Annotated in this window: 22 protein-coding genes; 11 read left to right on the plus strand and 11 right to left on the minus strand. The window is 44.8% G+C overall.

What is annotated here, in order from left to right; all coding sequences use genetic code 11:
* The first annotated feature begins 340 nt into the window (after positions 1–340).
* Positions 341–3,250 carry an RNA polymerase-associated protein RapA gene (rapA, locus tag AB6E85_RS17220; protein ID WP_017062952.1) on the plus strand — a complete coding sequence of 970 codons (2,910 nt, stop codon included), beginning with the start codon at positions 341–343 and terminating at the stop codon, positions 3,248–3,250.
* A 110-nt stretch (positions 3,251–3,360) separates the two neighbouring features.
* On the opposite strand, the gene AB6E85_RS17225 is transcribed toward rapA, so the two are convergent.
* Entirely contained in the window at positions 3,361–4,638 is a 1,278-nt protein-coding gene (locus AB6E85_RS17225) for an NRAMP family divalent metal transporter (protein ID WP_372143345.1), read from the minus strand.
* A gap of 158 nt (positions 4,639–4,796) precedes the next feature.
* Here AB6E85_RS17225 and rluA point away from each other — a divergent pair, with 158 nt between their 5' ends.
* Together rluA and AB6E85_RS17235 are read left to right on the plus strand one after the other, a co-directional pair.
* The gene (gene rluA / locus AB6E85_RS17230) at positions 4,797–5,531 is read left to right on the plus strand and encodes a bifunctional tRNA pseudouridine(32) synthase/23S rRNA pseudouridine(746) synthase RluA (protein ID WP_372143347.1); all 735 of its coding nucleotides are present in this window, start codon (positions 4,797–4,799) and stop codon (positions 5,529–5,531) included.
* Positions 5,532–5,565: 34 nt separating this feature from the next.
* Positions 5,566–6,528, plus strand: a complete 963-nt coding sequence (locus AB6E85_RS17235) for a D-2-hydroxyacid dehydrogenase (protein ID WP_248338761.1) — start codon at positions 5,566–5,568, stop codon at positions 6,526–6,528.
* An 85-nt stretch (positions 6,529–6,613) separates the two neighbouring features.
* Here the strand turns inward: AB6E85_RS17235 and AB6E85_RS17240 are convergent, their stop codons facing one another.
* The 4 genes from AB6E85_RS17240 to argR form a co-directional block, all read right to left on the minus strand.
* Positions 6,614–7,051 carry a universal stress protein gene (locus tag AB6E85_RS17240; protein ID WP_048609641.1) on the minus strand — a complete coding sequence of 146 codons (438 nt, stop codon included), beginning with the start codon at positions 7,049–7,051 and terminating at the stop codon, positions 6,614–6,616.
* 107 nt (positions 7,052–7,158) lie between these two features.
* Positions 7,159–9,738: a TRAP transporter permease gene (locus AB6E85_RS17245; protein ID WP_048609642.1), complete on the minus strand. Its 2,580-nt coding sequence runs from the start codon at positions 9,736–9,738 to the stop codon at positions 7,159–7,161.
* A gap of 255 nt (positions 9,739–9,993) precedes the next feature.
* Complete coding sequence (locus AB6E85_RS17250) at positions 9,994–10,962, minus strand: TAXI family TRAP transporter solute-binding subunit (RefSeq protein ID WP_017061374.1); 969 nt, start codon at positions 10,960–10,962, stop codon at positions 9,994–9,996.
* 342 nt (positions 10,963–11,304) lie between these two features.
* Positions 11,305–11,775, minus strand: a complete 471-nt coding sequence (gene argR, locus AB6E85_RS17255; RefSeq protein WP_004740827.1) for a transcriptional regulator ArgR — start codon at positions 11,773–11,775, stop codon at positions 11,305–11,307.
* Positions 11,776–12,107: 332 nt separating this feature from the next.
* Between argR and mdh the strand changes: the two genes are divergently transcribed.
* Positions 12,108–13,043: a malate dehydrogenase gene (gene mdh, locus AB6E85_RS17260; protein ID WP_372143350.1), complete on the plus strand. Its 936-nt coding sequence runs from the start codon at positions 12,108–12,110 to the stop codon at positions 13,041–13,043.
* 124 nt (positions 13,044–13,167) lie between these two features.
* The gene (locus tag AB6E85_RS17265; protein ID WP_017061375.1) at positions 13,168–13,359 is read left to right on the plus strand and encodes a hypothetical protein; all 192 of its coding nucleotides are present in this window, start codon (positions 13,168–13,170) and stop codon (positions 13,357–13,359) included.
* 109 nt (positions 13,360–13,468) lie between these two features.
* On the opposite strand, the gene ispB is transcribed toward AB6E85_RS17265, so the two are convergent.
* Complete coding sequence (ispB, locus tag AB6E85_RS17270) at positions 13,469–14,440, minus strand: octaprenyl diphosphate synthase (protein ID WP_017061376.1); 972 nt, start codon at positions 14,438–14,440, stop codon at positions 13,469–13,471.
* A gap of 268 nt (positions 14,441–14,708) precedes the next feature.
* On the opposite strand from ispB, the gene rplU reads away from it, so the two are divergent.
* From rplU to folA, 6 genes are all read left to right on the plus strand, one after another.
* Positions 14,709–15,020 (plus strand): 50S ribosomal protein L21, encoded by a 312-nt coding sequence (gene rplU / locus AB6E85_RS17275; RefSeq protein ID WP_004740823.1) that lies wholly within the window; start codon positions 14,709–14,711, stop codon positions 15,018–15,020.
* Positions 15,021–15,039: 19 nt separating this feature from the next.
* Positions 15,040–15,297 (plus strand): 50S ribosomal protein L27, encoded by a 258-nt coding sequence (rpmA, locus tag AB6E85_RS17280; RefSeq protein WP_004735905.1) that lies wholly within the window; start codon positions 15,040–15,042, stop codon positions 15,295–15,297.
* Between the two features lie 323 nt (positions 15,298–15,620).
* Positions 15,621–16,793, plus strand: a complete 1,173-nt coding sequence (gene cgtA / locus AB6E85_RS17285) for an Obg family GTPase CgtA (RefSeq protein ID WP_017061377.1) — start codon at positions 15,621–15,623, stop codon at positions 16,791–16,793.
* Positions 16,794–17,120: 327 nt separating this feature from the next.
* Positions 17,121–17,888 carry a threonine/serine exporter ThrE family protein gene (locus tag AB6E85_RS17290; protein WP_048657975.1) on the plus strand — a complete coding sequence of 256 codons (768 nt, stop codon included), beginning with the start codon at positions 17,121–17,123 and terminating at the stop codon, positions 17,886–17,888.
* A complete protein-coding gene (locus tag AB6E85_RS17295; protein WP_017062945.1) occupies positions 17,888–18,361 on the plus strand; it encodes a threonine/serine exporter family protein in 474 nt (157 codons plus the stop codon). Before AB6E85_RS17290 ends, AB6E85_RS17295 begins: the two co-directional genes overlap by 1 nt.
* Positions 18,362–18,397: 36 nt before the next feature.
* Positions 18,398–18,877 (plus strand): type 3 dihydrofolate reductase, encoded by a 480-nt coding sequence (folA, locus tag AB6E85_RS17300; RefSeq protein WP_065676151.1) that lies wholly within the window; start codon positions 18,398–18,400, stop codon positions 18,875–18,877.
* Positions 18,878–18,933: 56 nt separating this feature from the next.
* Here the strand turns inward: folA and AB6E85_RS17305 are convergent, their stop codons facing one another.
* The 5 genes from AB6E85_RS17305 to surA form a co-directional block, all read right to left on the minus strand.
* Positions 18,934–19,737 (minus strand): symmetrical bis(5'-nucleosyl)-tetraphosphatase, encoded by an 804-nt coding sequence (locus AB6E85_RS17305; protein ID WP_372143351.1) that lies wholly within the window; start codon positions 19,735–19,737, stop codon positions 18,934–18,936.
* Between the two features lie 29 nt (positions 19,738–19,766).
* Positions 19,767–20,147 (minus strand): Co2+/Mg2+ efflux protein ApaG, encoded by a 381-nt coding sequence (gene apaG / locus AB6E85_RS17310; RefSeq protein ID WP_372143353.1) that lies wholly within the window; start codon positions 20,145–20,147, stop codon positions 19,767–19,769.
* A gap of 88 nt (positions 20,148–20,235) precedes the next feature.
* Positions 20,236–21,051 carry a 16S rRNA (adenine(1518)-N(6)/adenine(1519)-N(6))-dimethyltransferase RsmA gene (gene rsmA, locus AB6E85_RS17315; RefSeq protein ID WP_017062942.1) on the minus strand — a complete coding sequence of 272 codons (816 nt, stop codon included), beginning with the start codon at positions 21,049–21,051 and terminating at the stop codon, positions 20,236–20,238.
* Positions 21,048–22,040, minus strand: a complete 993-nt coding sequence (pdxA, locus tag AB6E85_RS17320) for a 4-hydroxythreonine-4-phosphate dehydrogenase PdxA (protein WP_050651960.1) — start codon at positions 22,038–22,040, stop codon at positions 21,048–21,050. Before pdxA ends, rsmA begins: the two co-directional genes overlap by 4 nt.
* Positions 22,027–23,325: a peptidylprolyl isomerase SurA gene (gene surA / locus AB6E85_RS17325; protein WP_050651959.1), complete on the minus strand. Its 1,299-nt coding sequence runs from the start codon at positions 23,323–23,325 to the stop codon at positions 22,027–22,029. Before surA ends, pdxA begins: the two co-directional genes overlap by 14 nt.
* Between the last annotated feature and the right edge of the window lie 39 nt (positions 23,326–23,364).

Consider the following 23,364-nt stretch of genomic DNA (forward strand, 5'->3'; position numbering starts at 1 on the left):
CCATATCGTTACGAGTGAATATGGCGTATTCGTTTGAGAGCAGCAATCTGCTACCTATAGATTAACCATGAATTTTTGACAGTTTGATTGCACTGGCGAAAACAGAAAAAAAGCATGAAATCATCTCCTTTAGGCGTGACCTAAATCACAGCATCGAGTAAGATTAGCGACCTTTTTCTGCACCATTTTCTCGAGATATTTATTATTGAGAGCGCACTTAAAAAGTGGCTGCAAACTAGACATTTTTGGCTATATTTTTAGTTCAGGAGCGATAACGTTCTTGTTTGAAACTGCAGTTAAGAAGACCAAATTCCAACTATAAGATTGAGGTAGTCGATTCATGACATTTGCTTTGGGGCAACGCTGGATAAGCGATACGGAGAGCGATTTAGGTTTAGGTACCGTTGTAGCAATGGATGCTCGCACAGTGACACTAATGTTTGCAGCGTCAGAAGAAAACCGTGTTTATGCACGTACTGATGCTCCCGTAACCCGAGTAACGTTTAATGTAGGCGATGTCATCGAATGCCAAGAAGGTTGGTCTCTGTCTGTCGAGGAAGTTATCGAAGACAAAGGTCTGCTGACTTACTTAGGTACTCGCGAAGATACCCAAGAAACAGAAGTCACTCTGCGTGAAATCTTCTTAAGCAACCAGATCCGCTTTAACAAGCCACAAGATAAGCTATACGCAGGTCAAATCGACCGTATGGATAACTTTGTGTTGCGTTACCGTGCGCTAAGCAACCAGTACCAACAACACAAGAGCCCTATGCGTGGCTTGTGTGGTATGCGTGCTGGCTTGATCCCTCACCAGTTATACATCGCTCATGAAGTGGGTCGTCGTCACGCTCCGCGCGTTTTACTGGCTGATGAAGTTGGCCTAGGTAAAACCATCGAAGCGGGCATGATCATCCACCAGCAGGTGCTGTCTGGCCGTGCTGAGCGCATTCTGATTGTGGTTCCTGAAACTCTACAACACCAATGGTTAGTAGAGATGATGCGCCGTTTCAATCTGCATTTTTCTATCTTCGATGAAGAGCGTTGTATTGAAGCGTTTGCCGAATCGGACAACCCGTTTGATACCCAGCAGTACGTTCTGTGTTCTTTGGACTTCCTACGTAAGAGCCGTAAGCGCTACGAGCAAGCACTTGAAGGCGAGTGGGATTTGTTGGTTGTCGATGAAGCGCACCACCTTGAGTGGAGCCAAGACAAACCAAGCCGTGAATACCAAGTGGTTGAAGGCTTAGCGGAAAATACGTCTGGTGTGCTACTACTAACAGCAACGCCTGAACAGCTTGGTCGTGAGAGTCACTTTGCGCGTCTACGTCTGCTTGATCCTGATCGCTTCTATGATTACGAAGCATTCGTTGAAGAGGAAGACCAATACGCACCGGTTGCTGATGCAGTAACGGCATTATTCTCCGGCGTGAAGCTTGAAAACAGCGCGAAGAACCAGATTACTGAACTGCTTTCTGAGCAAGATGTAGAGCCTCTATTCCGCGTTATCGAAGGTGATAGCAGCGAAGAAGAGCAAGCGTTAGCTCGCCAAGAATTGATTGATAACCTTATGGATCGCCATGGTACAGGCCGTGTTCTTTTCAGAAATACACGTGCTGCAATCAAAGGCTTCCCTAAGCGTAATGTAAACCTACTGCCGATGGAGATTCCAACGCAGTACACAACCTCAATGCGTGTATCTGGCATGATCGGTGGCAAGATGGCTCCCGAAGCTCGTGCAATGAAGATGTTGTACCCAGAAGAGATCTTCCAAGAGTTTGAAGGTGAAGATTCAAGCTGGTGGCAGTTTGACTCACGCGTTAACTGGTTGATTGAAAAGATCCAAGACAAGCGCAGCGAGAAGATCCTAGTGATCGCCTCTCGTGCAAGTACGGCTCTTCAATTAGAGCAAGCACTGCGTGAGCGTGAAGGTGTACGTGCAACCGTATTCCACGAAGGCATGTCGATTCTAGAGCGTGATAAAGCTGCGGCTTACTTTGCTCAAGAAGAGGGCGGCGCTCAGGTTCTTATCTGTAGTGAAATCGGCTCTGAAGGTCGTAACTTCCAGTTCGCTAACCAATTAGTGATGTTTGATCTACCGTTCAACCCAGATTTGCTTGAGCAACGTATTGGTCGCTTGGATCGTATTGGTCAGCTACGTGATATCGACATTCATGTTCCTTACCTAAAAGGTACATCACAGGCGATTCTTGCGCGTTGGTTCGATGAAGGTCTGAATGCATTTGCGGAAACTTGTCCAACGGGTCGCACGGTTTACGATAAGTACTCAGATGTTCTTATCGAGATGCTGGCTTCTGGTAACACAGAGCAACTTGATGAAGTGATTGAAGAGTCTGCCAAGCTAAACCAAAGCCTGAAATCAGATCTAGAAAAAGGCCGTGATCGCCTATTAGAGATGCATTCAAATGGCGGCGACAAAGCGCATGAAATTGCAGAGAAGATTGCCTCGACTGACGGCGACACTAACCTAGTGACGTTTGCATTGAGCCTGTTCGACACGATTGGTTTAAACCAAGACGACAAGGGTGAGAATGCTCTGGTTGTGACGCCATCTGAGCACATGATGGTACCAAGCTACCCAGGCTTACCATACGAAGGAGCAACCATCACGTTTGATCGTGATACTGCGCTTTCTCGTGAAGACATGAACTTCATTAGCTGGGAACACCCAATGATTCAGGGCGGTATCGATCTGCTACTGAGTGAAGGTGTTGGTGCATCAGCGGTATCGCTACTGAAAAACAAAGCGCTGCCAGTGGGTACTATCCTGCTTGAGTTGGTTTACCTTGTGGATGCGCAAGCGCCGAAACGCAGCGGTATCAGCCAGTTCTTGCCTAAGACGCCAATCCGTTTGATGATGGATGGCCGTGGTAATGATTTATCAGCTCAGGTTGAGTTCGACAGCTTTAACCGTCAATTAAGCCCTGTAAACCGTCACCTAGCGAGCAAGCTAGTTAACTCGGTACAAGGTGAAATTCACAAGCTAATCGAAGCGGGTGAGACGCACGTACTTCCTAAAGTGGAAGAAGTGCGTGAACAAGCTCAACGAGATATGCAGACTAACCTGAACGGTGAATTAGAGCGTCTACAAGCGCTTAAAGCCGTGAACCCTAACATTCGTGATGAAGAGCTAGAAGTCATTGAAGCTCAAATCAATGAATTGACAGGTTACATCAGCAAAGCTCAGGTTCAGCTAGATTCATTACGCTTAATTGTGGTTTCTCACAACTAGTTTGAATTAGCGAGATGCTTCAACGAAATAAGGCCTTCATCATGAAGGCCTTATTTTTATCTAGCGTTTGAAAGCTGTATTGGTTGTTGAAAGATGTATTGGCTGAAGAATTACATCAACCACTTCCACCAAACAAATACGGCTAAGAAACCAAACAGGTAAACAAGACCCGCGACAGACAGCCATTTTAGCTTGCTGCCAATGGCTAGTGCTTCTGGAAGCTTAGCCTTATTCACTAGGATGAAGTTAAGCAGCGCGAAGAATGGCGTAGTCGCAAAGGCAAGTACCATCGCAAAATCAAGCATTGGCATCAGTGCAGCGCTAAAGAACATCACAATCGCCAATGCCGCGAGAGAGACAATGATTATCCAGCCTTGAAGCATTCTTGGGCTGCTTTCTTTTTTAAGCAGTAGACGCTGTGATTCAGCAAGCACGCGAGAGTAGCCATCGATAACGGTAATCGTGCTACCAAAGATACAGAAGAAAGCGATAAGAGCGATTAGCGGACGAGACCATTCACCAATTGTCGAAGCGTAGATGCCGACCAATTGATGAGTGAAGCCAACGCCAGAGCGAGACAGTTCAACACCTGAACCGTGAAGTACTAGCGCGCCTAACGCAACAAATACTAAAGCAAGCAGTGCAGTACCAATGTAGCCGACATTGAAATCGAACAGTGCTGATTGTGCGGTCACTTCTTGTTTTTCTTTTTGGCTTTTTAGCCACATAGAGGTGATGCTTGAAATCTCGATCGGCGCAGGCATCCAACCCATGGTGACCACGATAAAACCAATCGCAGCCAATGACCAAGGCGACGGCGGAACAAAAGCAGCATCAGGTTCGACAGGCGAGCCAATAGCAATCGCAACCGCAGCTAAGGTTGTGATGGTCAAGATCGCCATGATCGCTTTAGATAGTGTATCTAGAGCGCGATAATGGCCAGCAAACAGAATGATCAAACAGGTTGCCAAAACGATCATGCACAAGGTGCTGGTGGCTAAATCGAAAGGTATAAAGTAACTGAGTAGGCTTGCACTGAATAATAGCAGGGCAGCGGTATTCACGACCGCAGATATGGCACTCAAGATCGAAAAGATCACAAGGTATGGGCGGCCTAGGTTAGAGTAACCTTCCACCAAGCTTTGGCCCGTTCCTAGCGTGTATTGGATGCCGGCTCTGAAGAATGGGTATTTAAATACGTTAACGAGGATAATAAGCGCAGCAAGCTGCCAACCATAAATCGCACCCGCCTTGGTTGAGGCGACTAAGTGAGAACCACCTACAGCCGCTGCAGCCATCATAATGCCTGGGCCAAGAGACTTAATTAAACTTGATAGGGGAGCTGAGGTTGGTGTTTTTGTGTTGGTGGTTTTAACCGTACTGTCCATCGTTTTTCCTTTGATGCTGACTTCTTATTATCCGTTACCCTATCAATACCATGTTTTGTAAAGTCGTCAACTTTTATGTACGAAAATATTGAAAATTGTATTTATTTATAAACGAATCAACCGTGAATTATTTATCCACTAGCAATTAAGAGGCTCCAATGGCGTTAGAACAGTACACACCACCGCGTGAACCGTGGATTGATATTGTTTATCAAGATGATGATATTCTTGTGGTGAACAAGCCGGCGGGTTTGCTTTCTGTTCCGGGTAGGTTGCCAGAACATTACGACAGTATGTGGAGTCGCTTGGTTGTCGAATTTCCAGAGATTCAAGTCGTACACCGATTAGACATGTCGACATCGGGCTTGATGCTGCTCGCTAAACACAAGCAAGCTGAACGTCATTTGAAGAAGCAATTTCAATATCGCCTAACACATAAGCTCTATTACGCGCGAGTATGGGGTTCAGTAGAAGAAGCAGAAGGTTTGATTGACCTCCCTCTTATTTGCGATTGGCCAAATCGGCCGAAGCAGAAAGTGTGTTTCGAGGATGGTAAGCCATCTCAGACTCGCTATGTGGTGGAACAAGAAGAGGCTCAAACGACCTTATTGAAATTACTGCCAATTACCGGGCGTTCCCATCAGTTGCGAGTGCACTGTATGGAGATGGGGAATCCGATTGTGGGTGATGAGTTTTATGCAACGCCAGATGCTTTTAACTATAGCGATAGGTTGGCTCTGCACGCGTGTGAACTCAGTTTTTATCACCCGGCCAATGATCAGTTGTTCAAAGCCTTTGTTCCGTGTGAGTTTTATCCTCAAGCATCGCCACAAATCGAGCAGCACTTTGAAATTGCGCCAGAGCTTCCAGACTACAGTAAGCTAAAAGCTTAGAATGGTCTCATCAATACCAATTCAAGGACGTACAATGCCGAAGTTGAAAGTGGTCTTTCTCGACAGAGCCACCATCCCATCTCAAATCCATTTAAAACCTCTCAGCTTTGAACATGAGTGGGTAGAGTATGACTTTACTGCTCCAGAACTCGTTGCTGAGCGAGTTGTCGGAGCAGATGTTATTATCACCAATAAGGTTGTGCTCAATGCTGATAATTTAGCTCAAGCACAACAACTCAAGTTGATCGCTGTGTCAGCGACAGGCGTCAATAATGTCGATGTCGACTATTGCAAGAGTAACAATATCGCAGTGGCTAATGTGCAAGGCTATGCGACTCAGTCGGTACCTGAACATGTGATTGGTATGCTGTTTACGCTAAAACGAAATCTGGTTGGCTACCATCAAGACATTGAAGCCGGCGAGTGGCAAAAGGATAAGCAGTTCTGTTTCTTTACTCATCCTATTCAAGATGTGGCTGGTCGTGCATTGGGTTTAATTGGTAGTGGCAGTTTAGGGCAAGCGACTGCGATATTGGCTAAAGCGATAGGTATGAAGGTGATTTTTGCTGAGCGAAAAGGGGCGGAGTTTTGTCGAGAGGGGTATCTACCTTTTGATACAGTGTTGCAGCAAGCGGATGCGCTCAGCCTACATTGTCCGTTGACCGAAGCGACTCGAAACCTGATTTCAGAGCGAGAGCTAGCAATGATGAAACCAAGTGCGGTGTTAATTAATGCTGGCCGTGGTGGACTTGTCGATGAGCAAGCCCTAGTTGAGGCTTTGAAAAGTAATGAAATCGCAGGTGCGGGTATGGATGTGTTCACACAAGAGCCTGCAGACAATTCGAACCCACTATTGGCCAACAGTCACCTACCTAACTTACTGCTGACACCACATGTGGCATGGGGCAGTGACAGTTCAATTCAAAAGCTGTCTGATATCTTAATCGACAATATTGATGGGTTTGTTGCGGGTAATCCGCAGAACTTAGTGAGTTGATTGAAGAATTAAATTGCGTGAACGAAAAACAAAAAAGGTTGGCTTTTAGGCCAGCCTTTTTAGATCGTTGTGTCGATTAAGTGATTTAGCCTTGCGGCTTAACTACCAATACATTGATTGGTGAGTTCTGTACCACTTTGCTTGCAACAGAACCAAGCACAACTTTGTCGATTTTCGAACGCTTATGGCTAGGCATCACGATAAGGTCAGCGCCCAGTTTTTCTGCGTAATCTAGAATCGTTGTGTAAGTCTTGCCTTCGGCAACGTGAACTTTATACACCACTTCATCGTCAATGTGCTTGTCAGCAAACTCTTTGAGCTGATTTTTCACATCAAGCTTCATTTGGTTCGCTGCATCTTTCGGGAAGTAAGACGCAACCATCGACATGTGAATGCCCGGTAGTACGTTCAGAATGTGGACTTCAGCATTGCTGTGTTTCGCGTGCCATACCGCTAGCTCGACTGCTTTATCAGAAAAGCCTTTGTCGTTAAGATCAACGGGAACAAGGATTTGTCTATACATGTATTCGTCTCTTTTTGAGCAGCGCTTAGTACATACCAAACGCTGTAATTATCTTTTCCATGTAGTAAAAAAGCCAAATAGAGTAGAGCGCTACTTGGCTCTATCCATTACGCGCTAATCTCATCCTTACGAGCACGCCTTCTTTGGTTCATCGCTAAACCAATCAAAATCAGTAGGGCAGGTAAGAATACCCACTCTTTCATTGGTCGTTCTGCGTCTTGGATAACTGATTTAATTTCCCAATCAAAGTCAATGCCAGCGGCTTCTGCAGGGCTACCAAACTCAACCATATCAACAATCATCTTGTCGTCAGCTTGTGTCAGCATTAGGCCCATTGAAGCAATGCGGTCTTCACTTGTTGTCGCAGAATCTTCAAACGGAAGGCGAACTGTTTTCTCAGAATAGTTACCTTCTAAGTTTTCGCCACCTACTCTCAATTCAAGTGATTGTCCCACAGATAGGTTTTCTGTGATTTGAGCGATCTCAACTCCAGGTGAAAGAACTTTCTCTGGATAAATCATGTCCCACCAGAAACCTGGGCGGAAGAAAGAGAAGGTCAGAACGATAAGCAGTATAGTTTCCCACCACTTGTTCTTGGTGAACCACCAACCTTGAGTTGCTGCGGCAAAGATAAGTACCGCAGTCACAGAAGAGAAAATCGTTAGTGCTAAGTGCCACCAAGAATCAATACCCATCAACAGTAGTTGGGTATTGAAGATGAACATGAATGGCAAGATAGCGGTCCGGATATCGTAGGTAAAACCTTGAATACCTGTACGAATTGGGTCGGATTTTGCAATCGCGGCGGCCGCAAAGGCTGCCAGACCTACCGGAGGTGTGTCATCTGCAAGAATACCGAAGTAGAACACGAATAAGTGAACCGCAATCAATGGAATGATCAAGCCGTGCGCTGCGCCTAAGGTCACAATTACCGGCGCCATCAATGTTGAAACAACGATGTAGTTCGCCGTTGTTGGCAAGCCCATACCTAAGATTAAGCTGATTACTGCAGTGAATAGCAACATAAGAATGATGCTACCGCCTGAGATGAACTCAACGAAATCCGTCATTACAAGGCCGATACCCGTTAAAGTCACCACGCCTACAACTGTACCTGCAGCCGCTGTCGCGACACCGATACCAATCATGTTACGTGCGCCCGAAACCAAGCTCTCTGCGAGATCAACGAAGCCAGCTTTAGTTTGCTCTGCAAGATCGTCTGATTTGTTCATCAGAGTCATTAAAGGACGCTGAGTGATCAGAATGAAGATCATGAACACGGTCGCCCAGAATGCCGACAGGCCTGGAGAAAAACGCTCGACAGTCAGACACCAAACAAGCACCACGATAGGCAGTAGGAAGTGCAAACCAGATTTAATCGTTGGACCTGGATCCGGAACTTCTTTGAGATCCGCATCGATTTCCATGCCGCCTTCAGATGCGTATTTTGCTGATACACGAACCAGAGCGACATAAGCGACTAATAGAGCCACCGTTACGATTGGTGTTGCAGCATCGCCAAAGACATCTTTCGTCCAACCGACACCGTAGTAAACCGCGGCACTGATAACACACAGGCCTAAAATGGTACCCGTGAAAGAAAGTAAGCTTTGTACGATAGTTGGTGTATGGCGACGAGGTAGGCCGGTCATACCTGCTTTACATGCTTCTAGGTGAACAATGTAAATCAGAGCGATGTAAGAGATCAGAGCGGGCAGTAGCGCGGCTTTGATAACTTCTACATACGAAATACCCACATACTCAACCATCAAGAAGGCTGCTGCACCCATGATCGGTGGTGTTAATTGACCATTGGTTGAAGCCGCGACTTCTACTGCGCCTGCTTTTGTGCCCGGGAAACCAACGCGCTTCATTAGCGGGATAGTAAATGTACCCGTGGTTACCACGTTTGCAATAGATGAACCTGATACCAGACCAGATAAACCAGAGGCTACAACGGCTGCTTTTGCTGGACCGCCTTTCATGTGACCAAGCAGTGAGAATGCCACTTTGATAAAGTAAGCACCAGCGCCAGCACGTTCTAGCATTGCACCAAACAGTACAAACAAGAATACAAATGACGTTGATACGCCAAGTGCCACACCGAATACACCTTCAGTTGTTAGCCACAGATGCGACATTGCCTTGTTCAGGCTCGCACCTTTGTGGGCAATAACGTCCGGCATGTGAGGGCCGCCAAAGGTATAAAGTAGGAATACTGCTGCCACAACCATAAGAGGTGGACCCAAAGCGCGTCGTGTTGCTTCAAGCAGTAAAACCATACCGAATACAGCCGCAACAATATCGAATGTTGTTGGTGCGCCCGAGCGCTCAGCGAGTTCAGTATAGAAAATATAGATATAAGAAGCTGAAAAGCTACCTACAAGCGCTAGTATCCAATCGACTGCGGGGATGCGATCCCTAGGCGAATTCTTCATGGCTGGATAAGCGGTAAAGGCTAGGAAAATAGCAAACGTGAGGTGAATTGCTCGAGCTTCAGTGTCGTTTAAAATTGCGAAGTTAAAAATGAACGGCAGCGGAGATGCATACCAAAGTTGGAACAGTGACCAACATAGAGGCACAAACCATAAAATACGGCCTTGGATACCACGAGGGCTACGCGCACCAGTATCTGATTGTGCCACCATTTCTTGCACATCTGGAGACGGTGATGTTGTCTGCGTCATGTACTTTATCCTTATTATTGATGGTCTGCCTTTTCTTACGAACAACCAAACGTTATTTATTTCCTATCTAGTGTAGTGAATGGATAGGGAAATGCGTTTTTTGTTCGTCTTTGTCTTAGGCTTGATACGAAGGTAAGTCCTCCAAATTGGAGAAACTTAAAGGGCTGTTCTTTTCACTTAAATTATTTTTATAAAACGTGAAAAGCCAATAAGGAGGGCTAGCCTCCTTATTGGTGTAGTAGGCTTAAAGTAGAGTTACTTTAGAAGGCCCACTTCTTTGTAGTATTTTGCTGCGCCTGGGTGAAGAGGGATAGAGATACCCGCTTTAACCATGTCTTCTTTTTTCAGGTTAGCAAATGCTGGGTGTAGGCGTTTGAAAGTGTCAAAGTTTTCAAATACTGCCTTAGCAACGTTGTATGCAACTTCTTCAGAAACGTCTGAAGTTGTTACCATAGTTGCTGCAACACCGAAGCTGTTTACGTCAGCGTCAGTACCACGGTACATACCAGCAGGAACTGTGCTGTAAGCGTAGTATGGGTTTTCAGCTACGATCTTGTCGATCTGTGGACCTGTTGCTGAAACCAGTTTTGCATCACAAGAAGTTGTTGCTTCTTTGATTGATCCGTTCGGGTGACCAACCATGTAGATGAATGCATCAATCTTGTTATCACAAAGTGCTTGTGAACGCTCAGAACCTTTAAGCTCAGAAGCAAGCTTGAAGCTGTCGTTAGTCCAGCCCATAGCGTCCATTACAACACCCATCGTTGCACGGTCACCAGAACCTGGGTTACCAATGTTTACACGCTTACCTGCTAGGTCAGACACATTGTTGATGCCAGCATCAGTACGAGCGATGATGTTGAACGGTTCTGTATGTAGAGAGAACATCGCGCGAAGTTTCTTGTATTCGCCCTGATCTTTGAACTTACTTGTACCGTTGTAGCCGTGGTATTGCCAGTCCGATTGAACAACACCGAAATCTAGTTCACCAGCACGGATGGTGTTAACGTTGTAGATTGAACCACCAGTAGACTCTACAGAACAACGAATGTTGTGGTCTTTGCGGCCCTTGTTCACTAGCTTACAAATCGCACCACCAGTTGGGTAGTAAACACCCGTAACTGAACCAGTACCAATTGTGATGAACTCTTGAGCGTTAACAGCGCCAGCGCCCATTACAGCAGCTGCAATAGCACCAACTTTAATAAGTTTGGTAAATGCCATGAATTTCCCTTCCTTTATTCATTATTAACCCTGAAACAAGTGTAGTTGCTTCTGGAGTTTCCTATTTGGAAACGGCACCTTTTTCAATCCATGTGATGAAAAAGTGGCTGAATAATATCAAAAATTGGCAGAAAATTACTCGAATGTTAAAAGATATAGCTAAAAAATCTAACAAATGATGTCTGGATCTCGTGTTTGATTTGCTACTGAGTTTTTTAAAATCAATAGTTTAGTGTGATTTTAGAAGGGAGGTATGGATATTCTAGGATGTGATTTGGATCACGAAGCGAATAGATGCTCGTGATCCATTAATAAGGCTGATAGTTATGAAACAGCGATCAATTATCCAGCGTATTCAAACAGTTCGCACACTGAATCAAACAGTTGCTTAGTGGTAACCGATAACGTTGGAGTAATGAAGATAGTGTCATCACCTGCGACTACGCCCAGTATGCCTTCCGACTTACCTAGTGAGTCTAATAAACGAGCAATCAGCTGCGCCGCACCAGGGCCTGTGTGTATCACCACCAATGCATTGTTGTGGTCAATATCTAGTACTAATTCTCTTAGAGAGCTAGAAACGGTCGGAACACCTAGCTCAGCAGGAAGACAGTAAACCATCTCCATTTTTGCGTTACGAGTTCGAACGGCACCAAACTTGGTTAACATACGCGAGACTTTAGATTGGTTGATGCTTTCAAAACCTTCGTGTTTTAGGGCATCCACAATTTCGCCTTGTGAGCCAAAACGTTCTTCTTTTAGTAAGGCTTTAAATGCACGAACTAAGTTGTCTTGCTTTTCTGTATTGCGCATATGTCATTCTTATTCATTAACAAAGATGTTTGCATATTCTCGCATACATATTCAATTTTAGCCAAAACATCCCTGTAATTTGTTAGTCATATCACTGTAAATATTTAATAGAATAATGTGTTATTTGCGACGACTTATTTTGTTATTTCAGTCGATTATCGCCATAATGCGAACTTGCTGTGTAGCACGGTTTTATTGACTTGCGCGAAGTCGCAAAGCTAGCGTTAATTGATTGTAATCACTTTGTGATTAATATAGTTTTTTAACTTAGATTTAGCTCAAGAATTACCCTACAAAGAATCTATAAGAGAAAGCTCTCAAGGAGAATAACAATGAAAGTAGCTGTTATTGGTGCCGCTGGTGGCATCGGTCAAGCCCTAGCCCTACTACTCAAGAACCGCCTACCTGCTGGTTCAGATCTTGCACTTTACGACATCGCTCCGGTAACACCGGGTGTTGCTGCCGATCTTAGCCATATCCCAACGCCTGTTTCGATCAAAGGTTACGCGGGTGAAGATCCAACACCAGCACTAGAAGGTGCGGATGTTGTGCTTATTTCTGCGGGTGTTGCTCGTAAGCCTGGTATGGATCGTGCGGATCTTTTCAATGTGAACGCTGGCATTGTTAAGTCTCTTGCAGAGAAAATCGCAGTTACTTGTCCGACTGCTTGTGTTGGTATCATCACGAACCCAGTAAACACAACTGTGCCAATCGCGGCTGAAGTACTGAAGAAAGCGGGCGTTTACGACGAGCGTCGTCTATTCGGTATTACGACTCTTGATGTGATTCGTTCTGAAACGTTCGTTGCTGAACTAAAAGACAAAGATCCAGGAGACATCCGTGTTCCTGTTATCGGTGGTCACTCAGGCGTAACGATTCTTCCACTACTTTCTCAAGTTGAAGGCGTAGAGTTCACTGACGAAGAAATCGCAGCACTAACGACTCGTATCCAAAATGCAGGTACAGAAGTAGTAGAAGCTAAAGCTGGCGGCGGCAGTGCGACACTGTCTATGGGTCAAGCGGCTTGTCGTTTCGGTCTTGCTCTAGTGAAAGCGCTTCAAGGTGAAGAGAACGTGATTGAATGTGCATACGTTGAAGGTGAAGGCGAGCACGCTCCATTCTTCGCACAGCCAGTTAAACTAGGCAAAGAGGGCGCTGAAGCGATCCTTAGCTACGGTGAGCTGAGCGACTTCGAACGTAACGCTTTAGATAGCATGCTTGAAACGCTAAATGGCGACATCGAGATTGGTGTTGAATTCGCTAAATAAGCGAGACGCTATTTAACTCAGCCTTAAGCTAATTAATAAAGGCCGGTCATTATGATCGGCTTTTTTGATCCTGAAGTTCAAGCTACTCGTATTTAGCTTTACAACTAATGTAAAGGTAAATGTTATGGCTACTGTTCAGAAGGGTATGAATGTCGAATATTTGGGGCACTTAGGAAAAGTATTGGTAATTGATGAGCAAGAGCAGTACGCGTTAGTAGAGACTTACAACGGACATGAGCAATACGCAGTGCCAATGGAAGAGCTTGAAGAAATTGAAGCTCAACTGCCGTTATCATTAGAAGCGAGCCGATATTGAATTTGGCGCTCTTACAAATATTTGTTCAAAACCGAAAAAAGAGCCCTGAGGCTCTTTTTGTTATTTATATAGAAACTAGAAGCTAGAAGCGAGTTGTCTATTAACCTGCTTACTTGCTGCGTTTAACAGCTAAGTGTGCGAGCGTGGTTAGCGCTTGCTTATATTCAGAGTCAGGAAGTACAGAAAGCTCAGCGATGGCTTTATCGGCCTCTTCGTAGGCTTTATTTGTTGTGTACTCTAAAGAGCCTGTCTCTTTCATTACAGCCATAATGTCGTCAAGACGTTCCATGCCGTTCGCTTTTTCAATCGCTTCACGAATCATGCTTGCTTGTTCAGGAGAGCCATTATGCATTGCGTAAAGCAGAGGCAGTGTTGGTTTGCCTTCGGCAAGATCGTCACCAACGTTTTTACCCATCTCTTTACCATCTGCAGTGTAATCCATCACATCGTCTATCAGCTGGAATGCGGTGCCTAGGTATTTACCATAGTTCTGCATTGCTGTTTCGATCTCTGGTGATGACTCAGTAAGAATCGCACCGATTTGGGTCGCAGCTTCGAACAAACGAGCAGTTTTAGAGTAGATCACCTGCATGTAGCTTTCTTCTGTGGTGTCTGGGTTATTACAGTTCATTAATTGTTGAACTTCACCCTCGGCAATCACGTTTACCGCTTCACTCATTAGCTCAAGGATCTTTAAAGATCCTAGCGTTGTCATCATTTGGAATGAGCGTGTGTAGATAAAGTCACCCACCAAAACGCTAGCGGCATTACCAAAAGCGGCATTGGCCGTCGCTTTACCGCGTCTCATGTCCGATTCATCGACAACGTCGTCGTGAAGCAGGGTTGCGGTGTGAATAAACTCGATAAAGGCTGCAGAGGTGATATGAGCTTCACCTTGGTAACCGAGTGCGCGAGCAGATAAAAGAGCAAGCAAAGGGCGTAGGCGTTTGCCACCACCGCTAACGATATAAAAACCAAGCTGGTTGATTAAACTTACGTCAGAATTAAGTTGGGCTTGAATTGTTTCATTCACTTTTGCCATATCATTGGCAGTAAGCGTTTGGATAGCTTTAAAATCCATTGTTCATCCGGCTGAAGTTAGACCCTGTAAGGCTTATACGTTGTATTTAATTGTTGAATAATACACTAAAAAACGTTGATTAATACATCGCTAAAGGGCATGATTGCCGCACTTTTCTTTGGCGAACAGGTTTTCGCCAATTTTTTAAAAATATGGCTTGTCATAGCGCCATGATTCCCGTAGAATCTGCGCCCTATTGATTAGTTTAGCGCACACCCGAGTTGTACAATTAACAACCATAGGCTGTGCGGAAAAAGCGGAGTAAAATATGTACGCTGTTTTCCAATCTGGTGGCAAACAACACCGAGTAAGCGAAGGTCAAACACTTCGTTTAGAGAAATTAGACGTTGAAACTGGTGCAACTGTTGAATTTGATAAAGTTCTTCTTGTTGCTAACGGCGAAGAAATCGCTGTTGGTGCACCTCTTGTTGAAGGTGGCAAGGTTACTGCAGAAGTAGTACAACACGGTCGTGGCGATAAAGTAAAAATCGTTAAGTTCCGTCGTCGTAAGCACTCGCGTAAGCAAGCTGGTCACCGTCAGTGGTTCACTGAAGTGAAAATCACTGGCATTAACGCTTAAGTATTAGGAGAGTTTAACAATGGCACATAAAAAAGCTGGCGGTTCTACTAATAACGGCCGCGATTCAGAAAGCAAACGTCTTGGTGTTAAGCGTTTTGGTGGTGAATCTGTTCTTGCAGGTAACATCATCGTTCGTCAACGTGGTACTAAGTTCCACGCTGGCACAAACGTTGGCATCGGTAAAGACCACACTCTTTTCGCTCTTACTGAAGGTAAAGTGAAATTTGCTGTTAAAGGTCCTAAAAACCGTAAGTTTGTAAGCATCGAAGCTGAGTAATTTAATCTTTAATTAGATTATTTTATTAGCTTTCAAGCTGAATTCAAAAGCCCTGCCGATTCGGCAGGGTTTTTTATTTATAGCAAGAATAAAAAAGCAGACGCTCTTGTTTTGGTTTTGAGAAGCCGTTTTATTTTTTGATAAACAGATTAGTTTTTAAGAAGCCGTTTGTTTTTAAGAAATAAGAAGCAAAGAACCTCTCCTTATTTGTTCCTTGGTTGCAGGTCGGCCTAGATCTTAGGTGATCGATCTAAACACGGATCTGCTAGAATTTATATCACTCCTTGATGAGTGGTAACGCAACGTAAGTGCGGAGTTAAAAAATGAAATTCGTTGATGAAGCGGTAGTAAAAATAGAAGCCGGTGATGGCGGTAATGGTACAGTAAGCTTTTGGCGCGAAAAATTCGTCGCTAAAGGTGGTCCTGATGGCGGCGACGGCGGTGACGGTGGTGACGTTTATATCCAAGCGGATGAGAACTTAAACACGCTGATCGATTATCGTTTCCAACGTTTTTACAACGCAGAGCGTGGTGAGAACGGTCGCGGTGGTAACTGTACTGGCAAACGTGGTAAAGACATTACACTGAAAGTGCCTGTAGGTACTCGTGCAGTTGATATCCACACCAACGAAATCGTTGCTGAAGTTGCTGAACACGGCAAGAAAGTGATGGTTGGTAAAGGTGGTTGGCACGGTCTTGGTAACACGCGTTTTAAATCGTCTGTTAACCGTGCTCCTCGTCAAAAGACAATGGGTACTAAAGGCGAAGTTCGTGAACTGCGTTTAGAGCTTCTTCTATTAGCTGATGTTGGTATGCTTGGCCTACCAAACGCAGGTAAATCTACTTTTATTCGTTCAGTATCTGCTGCGAAACCAAAAGTGGCTGACTACCCGTTCACTACCTTGATCCCAAGCTTGGGTGTAGTGAGTGTTGTTCCTGAAAAGAGCTTCGTTGTTGCCGATATCCCTGGTCTAATCGAAGGCGCAGCTGATGGCGCAGGCCTTGGTATTCGTTTCCTTAAGCACCTTGAGCGCTGCCGTGTTCTTCTGCATATGATCGATATTATGCCGATCGATCAATCTGATCCTATTCAGAATGCACTGACGATCATTGATGAGCTTGAGCAATACAGTGAAAAAGTTTCACAAAAACCTCGTTGGTTAGTGTTCAACAAAGTTGACCTAATGCCAGAAGACGAAGCAGACGAAAAGATTCAAGAAATCATCGATGCTTTGGGCTGGGAAGGCGAGTACTTCAAGATATCTGCAGTGAATAAAATCGGCACCAAAGATCTTTGCTTCAAACTAGGTGAGTTTATGGAAAACCTACCTCGTGAAGTTGTAGAAGTTGAAGAAGAAGAGAAAGTAGACTTTATGTGGGATGACTACCATAAAGATGCGATGAGCGGCAAGAATGTCGTTACTGAAGATGACGACGATTGGGATGATTGGGATGACGAAGAAGATGACGGTCATGTTATCTATGTTCGTGACTAACCCCTCTTAACTTCTCATAAATCATCGGTCGCTTCTTCCAAGTAGACTGATAGTTTTATTAAACCGCAATGAAAATTGCGGTTTTTTTGTATCTAAATCATTATGTACTGTCGAATTTTAATGCAGAATTTATTTCTAGATAATTAATACCAATCGTAGTAAATAACTGGTCACCCTAGCTTGTTAAAACGCTCGATAACTGCGTTAGAGGTTTTGATTGTAGAATAACTATTTATCGAAAATCTCTGCCTTGTTCTCAAGCTTTTTCCTGCGCTATTTCTGAACACTTACTTACTGTGATGGTATAACGCCTATGGGAAGGAAATCATGGCATCAAAGCAAAGAGCGATCTCAAGACTTGTCGCTCAATCGGGACAAATGTTACTGGCTCACGGGGCTGAGAGCACACTGGTCGGCGATATCATGCGCCGTATCGGCATTGCTTGTGGGGTGAATGAGGTTGAAGTCGCACTGTCAGCCAATGCGCTTGTTGTTACTACTGTGATGGATGATCACTGTATTACCACCACTCGAAGTTGTGCTGATCGTGGCATTAACATGCAGGTTATCACTGACATTCAACGCATTTGCATCATGATGGAGAAGGGAATTCTTGATTATGATTTGGCGTATAAAAAGATTCAAAACATCAGCCCCGAGCGCTACAACCGTTGGCTAGTGGTTGTGATGATAGGATTATCATGTGCCTCTTTTAGCCGTCTTGCGGGCGGAGATTGGCAGGTATTCATGATGACTTTTATTGCTTCAGCCTGTGGCATGATCGTCAGACAAGAAATTGGCCATCGTCATTTCAATCCTTTATTAAATTTTGCGATCACCGCATTCGTTACCACTACCATCTCTGCTCAAGCCGTACTTTACAATATTGGCGGACAGCCCACGATCGTGATGGCTTCATCGGTATTGATGTTAGTACCCGGCTTCCCTCTGATTAACTCTGTCGCTGATATGCTTAAAGGCCATATTAATATGGGGTTAGCGCGCTTTACCATGGCCAGCTTATTAACTTTGGCGACGAGCTTGGGTATTGTGGCAGCGATGAGTTTATCTGATGTTTGGGGATGGGCGAGCTAATGAGTATTTTCGAACTGTTTTTAGGTTTGCTCAATGATATGTTTTTCGCCGCGATTCCTGCGGTTGGATTCGCATTGGTGTTTAACGTCCCGCAACGCGCTTTAATTTATTGTGCACTTGGCGGCTCTATCGGCCATGGTAGCCGTTATCTGATGATGCACTTTGGTATTCCAATCGAATGGGCAACGTTCTTTGCCGCGACGGTGGTTGGCATGATAGGGGTTCATTGGTCACATAAACTGTTAGCGCATCCTAAGGTATTTACGGTTGCAGCCTTGATTCCTATGGTCCCAGGCGTGTTTGCCTTCAAGGCAATGATTGCTATGGTAGAGATTAACAGGGCAGGCTATACGCCTGAGTTACTGGCAATGTTGATGGAGAACTTTTTGAAATCAATGTTTATTATCGCTGGACTGGCGGTTGGCTTAGCTGTACCAGGGCTGTTATTCTACCGACGCAGACCTATCGTCTAGCGTTAATTTTCTTTTTAGGGACAGGACTTTCGATTTATGATCATCAGTATGATTGCAGCAATGGCCAATAACCGTGTAATAGGTAAAGACAACCAGATGCCTTGGCACTTGCCTGCGGATTTTGCATGGTTTAAACGCTCGACTATGGGTAAGCCTGTAGTCATGGGGCGTAAAACCTATGATTCGATCGGGCGTCCTTTACCTGGTCGATTAAACGTTGTGATTAGCCGTGATGCGAGCTTGGAAATTGAAGGGGTGACGACTGTTACTTCGATTGATAAAGCACTAGAGCTGGTCAACGATGTCGATGAAGTGATGATTATCGGTGGTGGTTCAATCTATGAAACTTGCCTACCTAAAGCAGACAAGTTGTATCTGACTTATATCGATTTTGATGTCGATGGTGATACGCAATTTCCAGACTGGGGAGAAGGTTGGAAGCAGAGCTTTAACGAGAGCTATCAAGCTGACGAGAAAAACAAACACAACATGGAGTTTGTGATTCTCGAGCGTTAACTCCTAATTTAAAAACACTTGCGCTGCTGCACGAGTAGCGCAAGTGTTTCGTATATCTATAACGCTTTTTGAGTAAAAAACTGTTTGTCTTCCCAGCGAAGTGCGGTTAAGTCTCCTCCCCAAACGCAGCCAGTATCTAGTCCAATCACGTCTTTTCCGTTATAGCCTTCAAGTGCAGCCCAGTGTCCAAAAACAACGGTTTTATCGAGCTTTATGCGTTGTGGAAGGTCAAACCACGGTACTAATGGTTCATCGGTAATTTCATTGGGTGGTAGCTTACATGCCATGTCGAGTCGACCGTCTTCAAAACAGAAGCGCATTCTTGTAAGGCTATTGATTGCATAGCGATAGCGCTCAATATCATGTAAATCCTGATGCCATAAATCAGGCGTGTTGCTGTACATGTTTTCGATAAGCCATTGCCATCTTTCCGACTTCAGCAAGGATACAACCTCTTGATTTTCGATACGTGCTGTTTCTATACTCCATTGCGGCGAGATACCCGCATGGCACATCACGAACTCCGGGTGTTCCTGAAGCAAAGGTTGTTGCCTTAACCATTCGAGTAGTAGTTCACGATCTTCAGCATCAAGAATCGTTTGAGTCTTATCTTTTGGTTTCGCTGGAAATAGCCCTAAGGACACCGCCAGAAGGTGCAAGTCGTGGTTGCCTAATACAACCTTAGCTGCGTCACCAAGGGTACGAATAAAGCGTAGAGTTTCCAATGATTTTGGGCCTCGAGCGACTAGGTCTCCAGCTACCCATAAGGTATCTTGGTGTTTATCAAAGTTAATAGCTTCAAGCAGTAATTGAAGTTCGTCGAAGCACCCTTGGATGTCTCCGACAATATAATTCGACACAATAATTTCCTGTAGATACGGATGTAAGGCTAATTAAGAATATTAGGGATTGCGAGTCTGAATGGGTCAACTTCGGTAATAAAATCAATGCCCTTGTTATCGGTCATCATATAGTGACCTTGCATAACGCCAACAGGGGTTTCGATGACAGTGCCACTTGTGTAGGTGTATTCGTCGTTGGCTTCAATCACGGGTTGTTGCCCAACCACACCATCACCCTCAATGGTGAGTTGCTTGCCGTTAGAGTCGGTAATTAACCAGCGGCGAGACATAAGCTGTACCGTTGTTTTACTTAGGTTTTTGATGGTAATAATGTAGGCGAAGACGTAACGATTCTTCGTTGGCTCAGATTGTTCTTCTATGTACTTAGAGTGAACCTGGCATTTGATACAAGGCGTAGATATATCCATATTCGCACCTTTTGTTGTTGATATACTTAATGTAATTAAAGTATTACATAAAAAAGGCTCCTAACCGAAGTGTAGGAGCCTTTTTTATTTATTTGTCAGCGTTGTGACTGTCGTACAACCAGTTTGCCATGTCGACAAACTGCTCGAGCGTTAAGTTCTCAGGGCGCATGCTTGGGTTGATACCAAGCTCTTCCAGTACTTCCTTATCGATCAAGCTCTTGTAGCAGTTACGAACCGTTTTACGACGCTGGTTAAAGCCTTCACGACATACGCGATCAAGCCATTTCAGATCTTTTGCCGGGTAAGGCAGCACTTCGTATGGCTGTAGGCGAACAACTGCAGAGTCTACTTTCGGTGGCGGAACGAAGGCCGTTGGTGGCACTTCTAGCACAGGTGTCACTTTACAGTAGTACTGAGCCATCACAGTAAGACGGCCGTAAGCTTTACTGCCAGGGCCAGCGGCTAGACGGTTAACCACTTCTTTTTGAAGCATAAAGTGCATGTCTTGTACGTCTTTATGGAATTCAAAAAGGTGGAACATCAATGGTGTAGAGATGTTGTATGGCAAGTTACCAAAGATGCGTAGCTTATTGTTCGGTTTAACCAGTTCTTGGAAATCGAACTTCATCGCATCGCCTTCGCGGATCGTTAGCTTGTCCGCAAGATCTGGATGGTTACGCAGACGTTCTGCAAGGTCTCTATCCAATTCGATAACGGTAAATTTATCGACAAGCTTACCCACAGGCTCAGTAATTGCGCCTAGACCAGGGCCGATCTCTACCAAGTTTTGACCTGGTAGTGGGTTAATGCTCGATACGATGCCATCAATAATGTATGGATCGTTAAGGAAGTTTTGACCAAAACGTTTACGCGCTTTGTGCCCTAAGTGGACATCATTTCTCATTGCTTTTTCTCTACTAATTCAATGGCGTGCGTGAGCGCTGTTCTAAAGCTCCCTGTATCGGCTTGGCCTTTCCCTGCCAAGTCTAAGGCGGTACCGTGGTCGACTGATGTGCGAATAAACGGTAAGCCAAGCGTGATGTTCACTGAGCGACCAAACCCTTTGTATTTCAATACCGGGAGTACTTGGTCGTGATACATACCTAAAACAGCATCTGCATCTTGCAAATATTTTTCATTAAAGATGGTATCTGCTGGCAATGGGCCAACTAAATTGATGCCATCTTTTTGGCGAATTTTTTCTAGCGTCGGGGTGATGGTTTCAATTTCTTCACGCCCTAAACAACCATCTTCACCAGCATGTGGATTCAAGCCACATACGTAGATAGTTGGTTTCTCAATCGCAAATTTCTCAACCAAATCTTTATTCAGAATAGCAATAATTTGTTCTAATCTGTCTTCGGTCACAGCTTGAGATACATAAGCTAGTGGGATGTGCGTTGTTACTAGCGCAACACGCAGCCCTTCAGTTGCCAACATCATCACCACCAGTGGTGTATTGGACTTCTCTGCAAAGAACTCGGTATGGCCGCTAAAAGCAACGCCAGCTCGGTTAATTACACCCTTGTGAACGGGGCCGGTGACAATAGCATCAAATTCATCATTCATACAGCCAATTGCTGCGGTTTCTAAAGTATTTAATACGTAATGACCATTAGCCTCGTTGAGTTGACCTGCAACTGCCGTTTCAGCAAGTGGAACGTGTTTCACTACCAGTGTACCAGCGCGTTGCGGTTGCTTAGTTGCGTTTGCGTCATAATCTAGCAGATCGACTTCGATACCAAGAATTTTAGCTCGCTCGGATAGCAGTGTTTTATCAGCACAAACCACGAGTTGATGAGGCCAACTTTCTTGAGATAGAGCCAGAGTTAAATCTGGACCTATCCCTGCTGGTTCACCTGCGGTTATGACAATACGTTTAGTTGTTGTCATCTTGGTCGTCCTCAACCATTTCAACAAAGGCACTTGCTCTTACTTCTTGCAGCCAAGCACCAGCTTCTTCGTTGAATTTACGGTTAAATAGAATTTGGTAAGCCTTATTTTTCAGAGCTGAATCGGTGCGGTCTACTTCGCGACGGTCTAGTACTTCAACAATGTGCCAACCGTGTACTGTTTTGAATGGTGCACTGATCTTGCCTTCAGGCAGGGTTTCTACTTGGTGTTTGAACTCTGGTACATACAAATCTGGTGTTTGGTAGCCTAGCTCACCATCTTGTACTGCAGAACCTGGATCTTGGCTGTATTGCTGTGCAAGGTCGCCAAAGCTCGCTTCACCTGCGTTTACGCGGCGTGTGATTTCTTCAAGTTGTTCCTTCGCGCCATCGTCACTCAAGATGACAGTTGGCTTAATCAGGATATGACGAGCATTCACTTCCGTTACTGCTACGGTTTCTAGGCCTTTCACATCTTCAATTTTCAGGATGTGGAAGCCTACACCGCTGCGGAAAGGACCGATGATGCTGCCTTTATTCTGCATTTTGATTTGGTCAGCGAAAATGGTTGGCATCTCTTCTTTACGCATCCATCCCCAATCACCACCTTGCAGTGCTTTAGGACCCTTAGAGTAAGTATACGCCATGGTGCTGAAATCTTTGCCTGAGTTCAGTTCTTCAACCAGCTCAGTAGCTTGAGCCTCTAACTCTTCTTTGGTTTGGTCATCATTAAAGCGCAGCTGAATGTGGCCAATTTTGTATTGAACGGTCGCGTTAGTCTCTTGAGCTAAGATATCCGCTAGGTTATCGACCTCCGCAGGAAGAATATTGATACGGCGACGAACTAAGGCGTTACGAGCTTCACTTGCTGCAATCTCTTTTCTTACTTGCTCACGAAATGCATTGTAGCTAAGGCCTTCTTCCGCAACCGATGCGGTAAGTTGTTCAACTGTTTGGTTGTTGTCTTTCGCGATGCCTTCGATTGCTTGATCAAGTCTAGCATCATCAATACGAACGCCAATACGTTCCGCTTCTTGAGTTTGAATAGTATCGATGATCAGTTTTTCGAGCACTTGCTCATTGAGCACGTCTTGCGATGGCAGTGTTTGACCGCTTTTTTTAGCGTTTGCGCGCAGCGTCTTCATCGAGGCATCGATGTCGCTTTGTAAGATAACGCCTTCGTTAACGATAACTTTTACGCTGTCTAGTTCGACCGGCGCTGCAAAGCTTGTTGATAAAGTACAAGCCGCTGCAATGGCAATTAATGTGCGTTTCCACAATGTCATGTGTAATCCTTTAAATTTACTGACGTTTTATCAGTAAAG

Source organism: Vibrio sp. 10N.247.311.51, assembly GCF_041467855.1.
GTDB classification, from domain to species: domain Bacteria; phylum Pseudomonadota; class Gammaproteobacteria; order Enterobacterales; family Vibrionaceae; genus Vibrio; species Vibrio coralliirubri.